Below are 14,035 nucleotides of genomic sequence, written 5' to 3'. Positions count from 1 at the left end.
CTACCCCCCCGCGCGGGCGCAAACAAGGCGCAATAACGCCGCGCGGGCCGCAAAATGCGGGGTTTTCCAAGGGATCGGATATGTTGGCCCAGAGCATGTCCGAAGCCCTGGGAAAAAACTTTCACAAAAGCCCCAAAATCCGGTTGACGCTCCCCGCCCGTGGGCTTAAACGCCCCCTCACGACACCTGCCCAGGTGGCGGAATTGGTAGACGCGCTAGCTTCAGGTGCTAGTGTCCGTATGGACGTGGAGGTTCGAGTCCTCTCCTGGGCACCATTTCTTCCGAACATAGCTGCTCATAACCGCTCAAGAACGTTGAGATTTTGCACGTTTTTAGAGTACTATTCTGAACATAGATGAACACTCGATACCCCCAAAAAAAGCGATGACTGGGGGTATCGGTGGGGGTATCACCCCCCATCGCCGAGGATGATACCCCCAATGGCACTTTCAGACCTGAAGATTCGGAAAGCAAAGAACCGAGACAAAGCGTACAAACTGGCCGACAGTGGCGGCTTGTTCCTACTCGTGAAGCCTAACGGCTCACGTCTATGGCAGCAGAAGTACCGCTATCTAGGTAAGGAGCGCCTTCTTTCCCACGGGTCGTACCCTGAGGTTACCTTGGCGCAGGCTCGTGAGAAGCGTGAAAAGGCGCGGGTTGTTTTGGCCGAGGGGCGCGACCCGGCTGTTCAGAAACGTATTGACCAGATCGAAGCGGAAACCCAAGCGCGTACCACCTTCAAGCTGGTGGCCGAGGACTATCTCCAGATGGCCTACGAGCGCGAGTTGGCTGACTCAACAATGCGCAAGAAAATCTGGCATGTCGAAACTCTGGCGACACCCTTGCATGACCGCCCAATTAACGAGATCACGTCAGCGGAAGTGCTGCAACTGGTGAAGCGTGTCGAGCGCAGTGGGCGACGTGAAACCGCCAAGAAATTGCTGGGTACGCTGTCAGCGGTTTTTCGGCTGGCTGTCGTGACATTGCGTGCCGAGAATGATCCGACATACGCGGTGAAGGGCTCCCTGTTGCCTGTTAAAGTGACGAACCGGGCAGCAATCACCGATGAGAATGTGTTCGGTCAGTTCCTTCGGGATCTCGATGCATACACTGGTGCAGGCGTCATCAAGGATGCACTCCTCTTCCAAATACTTACGATGACGCGTCCGGGGGAAGTGCGTGGCGCCAAACAGCAAGAATTCGACTTGGATAACAGAAAGTGGGCCATTTCCGCCAATCGCATGAAGATGCGTCGCGACCACGTTGTGCCGCTGTCTGCTCAAGCTTTGGAGCTAGTTGAACGCAACTGGATTGATGTTGACGGAGTAGAACTCGTCTTCCCCTCCCTGAATTCAAACCGCAAATGGCTCTCCGAAAACGCGTTCAATTCGGCGCTACGCCGGATGGGTTATTCAAAGGACGACGCGACCGCCCACGGCTTTCGCTCGACCGCCAGCACCATTCTGAACGATCAAGGTTTCGATGGTGAAGTGATCGAAGCCGCCTTGGCGCATCAAGACAAGAACGCTATCCGCCGCGCCTACAACCGCGCAACTTACTGGGATCAACGGGTGGGGTTGATGCAGAAATGGGCCGACCTGGTGGATGAGTTTCGCACTTCAACCTTTTAATCGGTTGTGGCTGAATTTTGCTCCTCCGTTGACACAACAGAACCGAATCGAACCTAAAGAATTGTTGAGTTACATTCGTGACGCACAAGAAACTACGCAAGCGAATACGGGCTTTCGCAGAAATTAATCCACATGACTCCGAAAAACTTAAAAATGAGGTACAAGAAATTTTCAGTAGTCATCAAACCGGAGTCAAGCTAACTGAACCTACCGCGGCCGAGAGCTGCCGACCCTGAACCGCGCCCTAAAGATCAATATGGCCGAACCGATCAAAAATCATCGTGAGAACAGATCGCTAACAAGGTAGAGGCTTGACCAAACCACCTCCTATTCAACGGAGACAACGGTTCGTGGAGTAATGACTGTTGGAATAGTTCAATCAAAATTTGACTCCCGCGCTGCCATTTGCACTATAATACAATTACCCTCTCAATGTCTGTGTGTGTGGCTGAAAGACGTGGAAGATACACAAGGAGAACTTTCTCTAGGGAAGCACGGTGACAACGCCGCTCGTCCACGCGATCTGCTATTTCACAAAACAATTAGACTCGCCGTGTCCGCAGATGTCCGGTTGTCCAATCTTGAAACCGACATCATCGATACCGCAGATTTCCAACGCCTGCGAAGGGTTCAGCAACTTGGTGCTTCTTCTTGGGTGTACCCAACCGCTGTCCACACTCGATTCGACCACTCGATTGGCGTTCTTAAAGTAGTGGACGAAATGATTACAAGCATTCGCGATGCACTTATTCATGTCTCCCCAAAGTCGACATCGAATGCTGACAACACGAAAACATTTGACGTAACGGATGAGCAGCGGATTCTTGCGCGGCTATACGCGCTACTGCACGATATTACACATGTACCGTTCGGACATACACTTGAGGACGAGCTCGGGATCTTTGACTCACATGACGCCTTTCAGAAGGAAGAAGGCGCTACGGACGGAATTGAGCGTTTCGAGAAGCTGCTTGGGCGGGAAAGTGAGATAGCGTCCCTAATCATCAGTCAAATCGGAGCATCGATGTATGAGAGGTTTCGGGAGATCTACATAAAGGGCAAATATGCACGACTACACGCCAAAGACTCTCAAGGTGACGTCTTTGACGAATTCATATATTATTTGGTATCGGATACCGTTTGTGCAGATTTGATGGACTATTTGGCGCGTGATAGTTATTTCTGCAGCCTAGAGCTGCGCGTACCACGACGATTTTTACACTACTTGTACATTTCTGACGTCGATGTACCTGGCTTGAAGGGAAAAAGGCGCAGAATAGTAGTCAAGCTTTGGAAGCCCCGAGACGGCGCTCCGAGGACAGATGTGATGACGGATTTAGCGGGAATCCTTGATTCACGGTATATGTTGGCGGAGCGGGTATATTTTCACCACGCCAAAGTTACAGTGGGAGCCATGATAGGCCGAGCTGTTTTGGAAGCACGAGACGTTGGGCATTTGTCGTCAATCGATATGCTCAACTTTGGAGATGAAACATTAATAGAGTTTTTGGATAACTTAGGTTACGATGAGACGCATTCTGGCGAGCGAGAGAAAATCGCATCCAAACTCGCGAAGGCTGTTAGGAACCGAAAAATTTACTCTCGTGTAGAGAGCTACGGGCGCACGAGTTTTTCCGGCCAGGGGAACGAGGACCCGTACGACCATCTTATTCGCACATTCAATGACCCAGCATTACGGAAACAACATGAAGATGAAATCGCACTCATTGCTGGCGCTGAAATGGGTGATGTTCTAGTATATGTGGCTCCGGAAAAGATGAATATGAAGATATCCAAAGCGATTGTTGACTTTGAAAACAAGCGATGCTTACTTAAGGATGCAAAACTAGAATTCCTAAACGACCGACTGAAAACAATAGAAGATTCTCATAGGAACCTTTGGCGCACCTATTTGCTGGCTAGCAGATCTCTAGATAAATCGAAGAGAGAGTTAGCGCGATTAGTTTTCGAAGCAAAATTTCTGCCACGAGCGGGATCTGCGGACCGCTGGACGTTACTGTTACACAATATTACAACTAACTCCAATAGCTTTAACAATATATCGAAGGAAGATCTAATGAAGGCCATTTCGCGTGCCGCAAGCGATTTGGCAAATAATCGCAATAAAATTGCGCACGACCGAAATTCACTTGAGGCATTGAACGATGCCGTGAGGCAGTATCTCTAATGAGCCCGTTGTGCTAAGTTCGGGTCAAAAATCGGAACACCAGACGTTTCTGGCGCGATACCTACGACCATTCGAGAAGAAAAATAGTATTTGCAGCTTGCGTGACTGGATCGAGGGGAGAGCTGACTACTTCTCACAATTTGGGCGCAGAGGAAACAAGATAGTATTTACCAGTGAATATTTGGATTCCCTGCGCGTCCAAGAAAATCGAATTGGATACAGCGAACTAGAGCACAAAGGTCGCTTAACTGAATGGAGAGCTTCAGCCAAACTCGGAAACAAGCAATCTACCATTTCGGTTCTTAACTTAAAAAAGTCTGCAAACGCCCGAGCAATCGAAGCTCATGAGCTATCGCACGTGTTGTTGTTCGAGCATCCCGTGCTCAAAGAGATTATGGCAAGCAGCCGATTGCTTCGGGACCCAGATCTGGAACGCCTTACAGATGATGTCGCACGTGCACTTTTGCTGCCTAAGCGTCTCCTTTATGATGCTTTTCCAGTCGTACGCACGTTGGGCTTCAAACCAGACATCTTCTCCAGCGTGCTTTCGCTTTGCAGACAAGTAGATGCTCCATTACGGCTTGTTATCAGCCGGATAGGATCGATTTTGGCTCAGAATCCTACCGCCATTTCCTGTGTTACAATTGACTATCCGGAACTTCTCGCCGTAAACTATGATGCTAAAAAACTAGTAATCCCACGAAAATCAACCTGCACTACAAAGTGGATTGTTGAGTTTACTCCGGTCTATCACTCCGACGGCGAAGTTACCTATACGTTTGTTGACGCACTGCAAAAAAGAACTAAACTTACAAGGAGAGCAGCAAATGATATTATAATTAATTTTGAAATCCACGAAAGCATACCGATAGACGAAATAGTGTCCAGAAAATCCTATGATAACATCAGAAACTTTGCAAGACACTCCTTGACCATCATCGATAGAAGGTTTTTTGGAATAGACGTACTTGTCACCTCATGTTAAGGTAAAAACACTGAGTAGTTATACTGCGTGCAGATATTATGTAGATTTGAGTTTCGCGGACTGAAGGCGCTTGATTTTGAGAGGGAAAGAGATCCACGCTTCCGGCATGCTTGTGTATTAATTTTTCGCTTAAAGCAATGCTGGGATCGCTTATTGATCTAATAAAGAATAGGCTCGAACAATCTCCTGTTCGAGCCTATTGCAATGCACCCCATTGCACTCACTGAACTATCGCAAACATCTTGTCATTTGAGCTGGAAGTCAAGTTCGACAACATCAAAATTCTCCTTAATAGAGTCTGAAATATGGCCAAACTCGAGACCAACAGCAACTATATTCGTACTGATTCTGACCAGCACGATTTGGCCGTAATCGTCACTGAAGAGAGAACCATGGATCTTGCGGCACTTGGCACCACATTCCGGTCTTAATTTTGCACCATGCCATCCAATATCCAGTAATTGCGAAATGTCGGCGTTCTGTGGTACGTTATTTACGAACTGATAGAAGCTCGCGGAACTTAGCAATGATGTAATCATTTTTCCTCTCCATCCAACCCCCCACCACACCATGGGGTTGTTTGCAGAGGAATTCTGATTATCCAGCCGATTCTTTCTGATCAAATGAAAGTATCTGGCAGGTAGTGAAGTATAGCATAATCGCTTCACTGTTCGAGTTGCCACCATCTAAAGGTTGTTGCTTAAGTTCGACCTACGGCAGAACTGAAAATCTATTTGACTTTTAAAATAGCGTGCCCTGAACAAGGCTTTCAGGCTGGCGTCATGGATGTTTGAACGGGTTGGCTGGCAACCATTTCGGCATGGTTGATCTGGCGGAGCAGGATGTGCAGCCAGTACAAGCGGAGCAAGAACTCCTTGATGTAGCTCAGGATCATGCGAATGTTGTGCCCGCAGCCGCAGAGCACGGCAAAGATCGCGTCGCCGTCGGTTCCCTTGAGCGGGCATCTGGTCAGGCGGCCATCGGTTTTCATGTGCCCAATCATGGGCTCGATTGCACTGCGCCGTCGCAGGAGTTTAGCGATGGTTCGAGTGATGCCCCGCCGGGCACCGGTCATGAAGACCTTTACATGCTCCACGCCGTGGCCGCGGTACCCGCGGTCGACGAAGGCAAGTTCCGGTCTCTGATCCGTCAGGATCTCGACCTGCTCCAGCGCCTCAGCCAGCGTGTGGCCGTCGTAGGGATTACCCGACAGCGCCCGCATCCCGATCACAAAGCCGCCCCGGTTGGTGGTGGCGACGCTGACCTTGGTGCCGAACTCGTAACGCTTGCGCGCCCTGCCCTTCGAGATGCAGTCCACCGCAGGTTCGTGCAGGCTGTAGAGCTTCTTCTTGTCCTTCGGCTTTTGCGCCAGAAGCCGGTTCACAAGTGCGATCATCTCCAGCAGGCGCTGCCGCTTCGTGTCGTCCGCAACGTTGCCCAGTTGCCGTTCGATATCGCGCAGCACCCGACCGGCGCAGCCCTTGAGCCGGCGCAGCGCCTTGCACATCCGTTTGAACTGGCGGGCATGGGCGTAGTGTCCGACCTGTCTGGCCAGCCGGGGCGCGAGACGGTTGTAATTCTGGCGCAGGCCGATCCCGGCCTCGCGCGCCCGACCGACCAGCTTGCGCCGGGCCGCCTCACACAGGCGGGCGGCGGTCGGGTGCGCGATGGTCTTCCTCATTACCGTGGTATCAACCGTGACCCGCTTGAGGTCGTTGCCCTTCACCGTCCCGGCGCGTTTGCCGGCCTCGATCGTCTCGGTCAGCATCCACTCGACACCTTCCTCGCCGATCCGCTTGCGCCAGCGTGTCAGCGATATCCCAGTAGCGATGCGTGACGCCCAGATTCACATGCAGGCTTTCGGCCAAATCACCATGTGGATCGATGAGACAAAACCCGATCCCGGACTGGGCATCCTGCCAAGCCAGATTTGACAGCAGGGTGGACTTACCAGCGCCTGTTTGCCCTATGGCATACACATGCAGAAGACGATCTGGCTGGCTGATCCCAAAAGGGACCGGGTCTTCATACCGACGGTAGCCGAGACCGAGAACTGAAACAGAGTGGTGCATGGCACCATTGTCCCCAGTGGATGTCAGGCACACTAGCAGCCACGATATCGGCTGACGTGATGTAGTGAATGCCGCTTTGCGCAAAAACGTCATTTCGCTGCGGTTGCGCCAATGTCAGTTTCTGCTTCAACCCACGGCCTATCGCCCGAGTACCCCTAGGGTTGATTATTTTTGACTGCCGCAACTTGAGTTTTTAGAGACACTAGCATCAGCTTATTTCACTAAAAACTCTGCATAACAGCGCCACATTCAAAGCTACAGGTAAATCGCGAGTCTTCTTGCCAACACCCAGCCCAACCACGCCAAGCAGAAGCCCCGAGATCTTGCTTACATAGCTTGGTCATACAAGCCCAGTCCGAAGCTCTACAGCCACGAGACGCGCTAGAAGAAATGGCGCGGAGCGTAGTATATATGTATCGGTTTCGCGGCAACTGTCGTAATGTTGCCGCGGACTTGCCCAATTCAATCATGAATGTAATGCCCAGCTTTGCAAAACGCGCTTGGTGCTGACCAGTTCTATCTATCGCGCGAAGAAGATCTCTCTCGGTGTGAATGTTCGGGTTGTAGTCGTCAAACTTCGCCTCAAACGGAAATGCCGAAGCGAAACCATTTCGTGTCCACGAGACATGGTCAGAGCAACCGTAACCGCATTCAGTCTCACCCCACGTAATGCGATGTTCGCCGGAGGAATGATATTCTGATATCAAGGATTTCAGATGGTTAGTTAGCGGTTCGCTCACAAAATCGGTGATAAAGTACAAGTCCCGATCGGAGCCGCGATATCCTGCCATGTCAATCTGAAGCACTGCGACGACTTTTTTTCCCTCCCGCTTATATGTTTCGGCAATATCACCGGACCCCCGAAGCCCTACCTCTTCCGCTGCATAGGCCATAAACTCGAGCGTTCGTTTTGGGCGAAAGTCGGAAGCGGTAAGTACTCGCAGCACTTCGCTTACAACCGCGATCCCGGAGGCATTGTCATCTGCGCCCGGAGCTGCGAAGTTGTCGCGAGTGTTGATTGAGTCCAAATGCGCACCGATGATCACGATTTCATCAGGGTGTTCAGAACCTTGGATCGTTGCAACGACGGAATCTTGCAGCCAAGCGTGGTCAACTAGGCGACTCGAAAAATCAGTTCGACCGTGGCCATAGTTTTGCCATTTTCCCAGTATCTCTAACGCCGCAGTCTGCCCGGCCGGGTTGTTGTAGTAACGATTTCCAAGGTCTTGAAGGCTCTGAATTGTGGAAATAATCTCAAGTGATTGTACTAGACCAAGGGCAGGCACGACGTGCATCTGTTGGTCAATTGTCGTGGGAAACAGCCCCGAACCCAATTGAGCACCAGAGGAATAGTTGGGGTTATCAAGCTCCGACAATGCTTGTTCTAAGTTTGGATAAACCGTGTACCCACCACAACGGTGATGCATGACATGCATTCTTCGATGCAGAACATTCTCTAGCGACGGATCGAGTTTGGCAGCGGTCAGGCCGTTCTTACTACTATAAACCTGGAAACTATCGACTGCCGAAAATGCCTCATCATCTTCACCCGCAAGCGCGCTCGTGAAGCTTTGTGCGGCATCTTCGCCCAAAACAATCCACTCACCGGACGCCTGTTCTTGAGCGGAAGAAACGCCAGCCATCAAGATACCAATAGCCAAACTTCTCGCAATAGATGACATTTTTACCTCACCAAATTCCTCGTCCGCGACCCTGAATTGTTGAAATTGGGTGTGTTGAATATTAAAATCCGAGGCGCCAATTCGGCGCCCCGTGAATTAATATTCAACACCACAGCTAGAAGTACTTTCTAACCATGCCGCACTCGAACATACATTGAAAAACGCTGCCGTCTCTGTAGCATCCCGCCCAACCACGCCAAGCGCTATTGCCGAGGTCGGTTCTACAAAGCCGTGTCATGCAATTCCAATCGCTATACCCGCAGCCACGCGGACCACTGTCGGAAATAATGCGCAGTGTCGTGAAAAGATAGCTATCCTTAAGCGGAGGTGAACCACAAGTCACGTTGATACCCACTTGTTGAAATGCATACCTGAGGTCCGCTGTCGAATAACGTAGCCGGGTTGCTGCTTTACACGCTTTTTCGGCTCCACTTTGGAATGTCTCATTAGGTCCCCAGTATGCTTGATTTGCAACGACAAATACGTCAAAGGCTTTCTTGACGTTCCACCCCGACCGTTTTGAAAGGATGCAGAAGGCCTTGTTATATACACCACTTGAGTAGTGCACATCCATTCCAGCGCGATAGTCCCTTACATGACCGATTGATCTACCATCTTTGGGTGGATCACACATGTAACGCAACGCCCCGCCAGCCGACTTGAAGATGTCGGCCCCGGTTTCGAGATCTGGCATCGGGCGTGCAAAGGGTTTTCCGTATTTGCTCACATAATAATACTCCGCAGCTTCGCCGGCCATGTCAGAGAAGGCTTCATTCATGCCACCTGACTGGTTTCGATAGATCAGGCCGGAATTCTGCTCAGTGAATCCGTGCGCCACCTCGTGCGCCGTTACGTCCATGCTGACCAGAGGATAGAACCGGCTTCGACCGTCACCAAACGTCATTGAACTGCCGTTCCAGAATGCATTCTCGTAGTCGCTTGAGTAGTGCACTCTCAGAAGTAACTTCTGAGTCAGCGGACTGGCACCGTACCAGTCATTGAACATGTCAAAGACAACCTTCCCAAAGCTCTGTGCATCGTTCAGTGGCGAGTATGCACCGTTAATCTCTTTTACTGTATTTTCAAAGCAGGTGAACGCCCAAGGTGTGCCGGAACCAGTGGTGCGGTGGTTCAAATTTTCGGTTTTGACATTGGCGCTGTCCATCCGGCAGGTTGTACCTTGCTCGGTTACCTCGAACTTGGGAAGTGAACCGCTACCGTATGTGTAGCGGCCAGTCCGTTGGTTGCCGCCATCTCCTAAACCCTTCGATGAGAACTGAATATTCTCATAAAAATCTATGGTTTCTCCGGTATTGGCGTCGATGAAGTACACTGGCCGAGTTGGTTCAACACCTCCACCCTCGCCAACTTTGGTCGTAAAAAACGTAGCGTGGTAGGACAAGGTCAATTCGCCGGCTTCATCGAGGTAGTATACAAGCGTGGCGGCCTCGTTTTCGTATTCAGCGCCGTCCGCCAGCGTCTCTTGTGCCGCAACCGAGATGGACTTGACGCGCGCGAGGGCTTCGTCGGCCGTTAGAACTGGTTGCGTGTTTTCGCGATCCAAAAAACCAATATCGAAGACTGCCTGACCTTCGATTCCGGCGACCGTTCCATCCGGGTTTTCCTCAACGACAACTTCTGCATTCCAAATTGGAATGCCGTTCAGCGTCTGAACAAATCGAGTGGAACGACCCAAGTTCATCGGAAGCTGTCGCGAGGACTTTAGTGTGAGTTCACTCGCCTCTTCTAGTTCCAGTGCCGAGGCCGCCTGGACGCCTAGAGCTTCTGAAGTTTCTGGAGCGACAGTTGAAATAGTTGCATTAAATCGCTCAATTACACCGGAAACCACTGATACATCGCGAAACTCAGCGGCCATGCTCGGAACCGAAAGAACCGCTGAAAAGCAACTCAAGGCCAAATATCGCCAAACGTTCTTTACACTAATATGCATTGTGATCCTCCTAGCATCTCAATGACCCCAAATATCAATCAGAAGGCATTCCTTCTTTGCCCACACTCGAAGTAGCAAATCCAGGCATCGTGGCGCCAACACCCCGCCCAACCGCGCCACGCTGAGCTATCCCCCAGGTCACTTTTGCACAAGTTAGTCATACAATTCCAATTCGCATAGCCACAGCCGCGCGACGATCCATTATTGATGACTCGAAGTGTTGTGTACAAATATCTCGATCCTGCCGCATTCGTGGCCGCCGATAACTCGGCGTCTAAGGGTTCCTCTGATGGGGCTATTGAAATCTCAGCACCTGCATTCTTAGCTTCGTCGAACATTGCCGCAACTTCTGCGGGCATTCCGTCCGGACCGGCGACTGTAGGTGGATCGTCCTGTGCCGCCGAAAAATCTGCAAATCCCAGACTGGCCGTAACAAATAGTGTGAAAAGCGGGTTTCTTAAGGATTGAAAGGGCATAAATATATCTCCCGGATTGCATTCAAGAAGGAAGATAAATCCTAGTACGCCATGCATAGTCTTTGAGGCGAATCAGAAGAAACTTCCTCAATGGGGAATTGTACCACAATGTGGTCGACTTGGTTCCAGTTCGTTCAATAAAAAGAGCGAGATCGCGAATAGGTTGGCGTTTAACACGGCCCTCTGCGTAACATGTGCCGGCACGTCACCCGCCGCGTCTCAAAATCCGGGTGCACAACGTCGAAGTTTTGCGACTGACTTGCACACCAGACAAAGCTGTTGACTTCGTAACGCCCAAGGGGGGCGTGCGTTTGTTAGGACACTGCTCCGGATCAGACATTAGTGCAGACTGCAACAAATGGTAAAAAGCGCTCAAACCAAACATTTTTATTGCACCAAGAGTGCACCGAATAGAGGCATCGTTCCACAACCACTCACCATATCTGCTCACCCGATATGGTGAGTGCTATCGCTCTTTTTCACGATGCGTCATCATATCCCCAGACTGATCTTTCCACGGCATCGCCTGCCGTGGAGCGTGTGGGAACTCCTTCCTGCGCGCTCCATCGGAAGGAGATGTATCATGGGTATTTTGCAAGAAGACGTCGAAGGCGACATCGGTTCGGTGCCTCGGTGCCAAACCTGCGGCTCGGAGCGGGTCGCCCGGGATGCCTGGGCCTGCTGGAACCCGGAAAGCGGGCTCTGGGAGCTTGAGAATGTGTTTGATGGCGCGCATTGCCACCAGTGCGAAGATGCTACGAAACTGGTTTGGTCTCGCCCGGAAACGCCGCCACACCAGCGTATCCGGGAACTCAATGACCGGTTTCGCCATGAGGGCTTGGGCAATGGCCGCGTGCTGCTCACCAGCGGCATTCAGGAGCGCGGCGGCGCGTTTGCCCTGGCGGCGGTGACGGCAGTCCGCGCGTTTAACGACTTCTCGCACAACAACGATCCTTGGGGCGAGCATGATTTCGGGGCAGTTGAGATTGAGGGCGAGAAAGTCTTCTGGAAGCTCGACTACTACACCCCCGATCTCACTGCCGGTAGCGAGAACCCGGCCAATGAAGGGCTCACCCATCGAGTGCTCACCATCATGCTGGCGTCGGAGTATTGACGGTGGCACAAGGTGGATACACGGTGATCACCCTCATCTGGCAGGAGCGCAGCATCGAGGTGTCCTATCAGGCGAACTGGCTCAATTCCGGCCATTGGCATATCGAATTGCGCTCTGCTGAGCCCCTGCCGGTCACGGCAACCGGCTATCGCTCGCAGTTTGTGGTGGCCGACATCATTGAAAGCGCTGCCGACATCGAAGCGTATGTCAGTGCCTGGCTCGATCAGGCAGCCAAAGATCCGGCTTGGAAAAGGCTGGTGGAGGAACGCCGTCAATTCACGCTCTTCTATGACCGCCAAACAAAGCGTCGTGTTCCGCTATGTCACCCGGCTCATGTTCCATATCCCCGGCGCCACCATCCACACGCTGCGTGAGTTGATGGAGCCGGGCGGCACCGAGACCTATCAGGAGGCCATTGCCAAGCTCGACGGCACACCGCGCCGGTTTTTCGAGACCGAGTTCGACAGCAAGGAATTTGCCAACACCAAAACGCAGGTGTTGCGACGTCTCTACGGGGTGCTGGAGAACCAAACCTTCGAGCGGATGTTCTCTCACCCGCAATCCAAGTTCGACATGTTCAGTAAGATGAATGAAGGCAAGCTCATTCTGATCAACACCGCCAAGAGCCTGCTCAAGGAACAGGGCACCGAGGTCTTTGGCCGCTTCTTCATTGCGCTGATTGCCCAAGCCGCCCAGGAGCGTGCCACGTTGCGCGCTGCTGTTGCCATCGAAATTCGGCACGGTTGCGCCATTGTGAATCATTCTGTGGGACCAGACTGTGCCACGTTTGATGATATTTTTGTTGAGCTGGCCAACCTTCATATCGAGCGCCCATCCGTCATCAGCAATCAACCCGCCAAAGAGGTCGTGACCATGGGCGACTGCCTCAAGAAGCGCGAGGCGATAGCGGGCGCGGGTTGCGAGCACTGGGGAGAACCACGCGATGGTGACCGACATGGATCGGCCGATACGTTCTCCCGCAAGCGATGGCGGCATAGGGACATTGAAAATGGCGGCTTTGTCTTTGCGCAGCGTTCCAGTGCCGATGAGTGTGGCGCCATAGTCCGGGGCTTCTCGCATCAGGGCTTCGTTGAGCGTTCCATGCCCGTAATACCGGCAAACTTCTTCTCGCGCTTGGTTGTGATTGCCCTCAAGGCGGATCATTTCCCGGTCGTATCTCGCCAATGCGGCCTCCGGCCACCGAGCCGCGTTGACACTTAGGGCCTTTGAGATCAGCGCTTGATCTCGTGTTGTCACATCAAGCCCATCAAATGGACCATTAGGTGCGGTGAGGGCGGCGGCTGCGAAGAGCGACGCGCGCGACGCCATCGCATTGGCACAGCTTGTTCCGCGTGTGCGATAGGTCGATGGATTGCCGCGTTGGACAGTTGCGACGTTGAGCCCGGTCCTTTGCGTTTGCGTGACAACACTCAGTCGAATGTCTTTGGCTGCTGGTGTCGCTCTGACCTCATGCTCGCCAGACAAAGCCAGGAAATCGGGCTTGATCGAACGAAATGCGCCCAGGCCAATCGCAGAGGACACCGCTGGTGTAAGGTCGCCATCCTCATGAACCGGGATGACACCAGCCTGCAGGGGCGCGCTAGGCGCAGTTTCATCCAATGATGCGGCACCAACTGTCACAATGTTCATGGCTTCGGCCGGTGCCATCAATGTGCGCTTGTGTCTCGCGTTCCGTTGGGCAGCTTCGATGTGGTCGCGTCGATCTTCGGGTGTTGCGTCCTCAAAGGCGGATACTGTCATATCGGGAATGGTGAGCGCGTCCGGGACGTTGCCTGCGGAGACATGAAACAAGATGCCCTGCTGATCCGCCCACCAATCGAGAAGTCTGGCCAGCGAGCTGATCCGACCAGCAAAATGGGACCCTTTGATGCCAACGGAGAAATTGACCAAATATGCCTCTGGTGCCAGCGGGGTT

Annotated in this window: 9 protein-coding genes, 1 tRNA gene and 1 pseudogene; 6 read left to right on the top strand and 5 right to left on the bottom strand. The window is 52.2% G+C overall.

The features are described from left to right. Positions 1 to 188: 188 nt before the first annotated feature. From AB3N21_RS18905 to AB3N21_RS18890, 4 genes are all read left to right on the top strand, one after another. Positions 189 to 275: transfer RNA gene (locus AB3N21_RS18905), tRNA-Leu, on the top strand. A gap of 165 nt (positions 276 to 440) precedes the next feature. Beyond that, positions 441 to 1,631: a tyrosine-type recombinase/integrase gene (locus AB3N21_RS18900; protein WP_367936672.1), complete on the top strand. Its 1,191-nt coding sequence runs from the start codon at positions 441 to 443 to the stop codon at positions 1,629 to 1,631. A 442-nt stretch (positions 1,632 to 2,073) separates the two neighbouring features. Further along, complete coding sequence (locus AB3N21_RS18895) at positions 2,074 to 3,819, top strand: HD domain-containing protein (protein ID WP_367936671.1); 1,746 nt, start codon at positions 2,074 to 2,076, stop codon at positions 3,817 to 3,819. A 97-nt stretch (positions 3,820 to 3,916) separates the two neighbouring features. Then, on the top strand, positions 3,917 to 4,804 hold the full coding sequence (locus tag AB3N21_RS18890; protein WP_367936670.1) for an ImmA/IrrE family metallo-endopeptidase: 888 nt from the start codon (positions 3,917 to 3,919) through the stop codon (positions 4,802 to 4,804). A 245-nt stretch (positions 4,805 to 5,049) separates the two neighbouring features. Here AB3N21_RS18890 and AB3N21_RS18885 read toward each other — a convergent pair whose 3' ends face one another. The 4 genes and pseudogenes from AB3N21_RS18885 to AB3N21_RS18870 form a co-directional block, all read right to left on the bottom strand. Next, positions 5,050 to 5,343, bottom strand: a complete 294-nt coding sequence (locus tag AB3N21_RS18885; RefSeq protein WP_367936669.1) for a hypothetical protein — start codon at positions 5,341 to 5,343, stop codon at positions 5,050 to 5,052. A gap of 230 nt (positions 5,344 to 5,573) precedes the next feature. Then, positions 5,574 to 6,620 (bottom strand): annotated as a pseudogene (locus tag AB3N21_RS18880) (IS5 family transposase); the annotation flags it as partial. A gap of 477 nt (positions 6,621 to 7,097) precedes the next feature. After that, complete coding sequence (locus AB3N21_RS18875; RefSeq protein ID WP_367936668.1) at positions 7,098 to 8,519, bottom strand: M20/M25/M40 family metallo-hydrolase; 1,422 nt, start codon at positions 8,517 to 8,519, stop codon at positions 7,098 to 7,100. Between the two features lie 154 nt (positions 8,520 to 8,673). Next, positions 8,674 to 10,509: a M4 family metallopeptidase gene (locus AB3N21_RS18870; RefSeq protein WP_367936667.1), complete on the bottom strand. Its 1,836-nt coding sequence runs from the start codon at positions 10,507 to 10,509 to the stop codon at positions 8,674 to 8,676. A 1,059-nt stretch (positions 10,510 to 11,568) separates the two neighbouring features. Here AB3N21_RS18870 and AB3N21_RS18865 point away from each other — a divergent pair. Beyond that, entirely contained in the window at positions 11,569 to 12,099 is a 531-nt protein-coding gene (locus tag AB3N21_RS18865; RefSeq protein ID WP_367936666.1) for a DUF3768 domain-containing protein, read from the top strand. Between the two features lie 23 nt (positions 12,100 to 12,122). Beyond that, on the top strand, positions 12,123 to 12,473 hold the full coding sequence (locus AB3N21_RS18860; protein ID WP_367936665.1) for a hypothetical protein: 351 nt from the start codon (positions 12,123 to 12,125) through the stop codon (positions 12,471 to 12,473). Here AB3N21_RS18860 and AB3N21_RS18855 read toward each other — a convergent pair. Further along, positions 12,376 to 14,010 carry a S8 family serine peptidase gene (locus tag AB3N21_RS18855; RefSeq protein ID WP_367936706.1) on the bottom strand — a complete coding sequence of 545 codons (1,635 nt, stop codon included), beginning with the start codon at positions 14,008 to 14,010 and terminating at the stop codon, positions 12,376 to 12,378. The two genes, AB3N21_RS18860 and AB3N21_RS18855, sit on opposite strands and share 98 nt — an antisense overlap. Between the last annotated feature and the right edge of the window lie 25 nt (positions 14,011 to 14,035).

Origin of the sequence: Ruegeria sp. (genome assembly GCF_040830605.1) — a bacterium.
Taxonomy (GTDB): Bacteria; Pseudomonadota; Alphaproteobacteria; order Rhodobacterales; family Rhodobacteraceae; genus Ruegeria.
The sequence above is the reverse complement of the archived record's forward strand: the minus strand, read 5'-3'. Positions and strand labels throughout refer to the sequence as shown.

What these genes read in the sequence shown, in the direction of transcription:
- AB3N21_RS18875 (WP_367936668.1), bottom strand. Translation starts at nt 8,519, where the DNA reads ATGGCTGGCGTTTCTTCCGCTCAAGAACAGGCGTCCGGTGAGTGGATT.
- AB3N21_RS18900 (WP_367936672.1), top strand. Translation starts at nt 441, where the DNA reads ATGGCACTTTCAGACCTGAAGATTCGGAAAGCAAAGAACCGAGACAAA.
- AB3N21_RS18870 (WP_367936667.1), bottom strand. Translation starts at nt 10,509, where the DNA reads ATGCATATTAGTGTAAAGAACGTTTGGCGATATTTGGCCTTGAGTTGC.
- AB3N21_RS18885 (WP_367936669.1), bottom strand. Translation starts at nt 5,343, where the DNA reads ATGATTACATCATTGCTAAGTTCCGCGAGCTTCTATCAGTTCGTAAAT.
- AB3N21_RS18865 (WP_367936666.1), top strand. Translation starts at nt 11,569, where the DNA reads ATGGGTATTTTGCAAGAAGACGTCGAAGGCGACATCGGTTCGGTGCCT.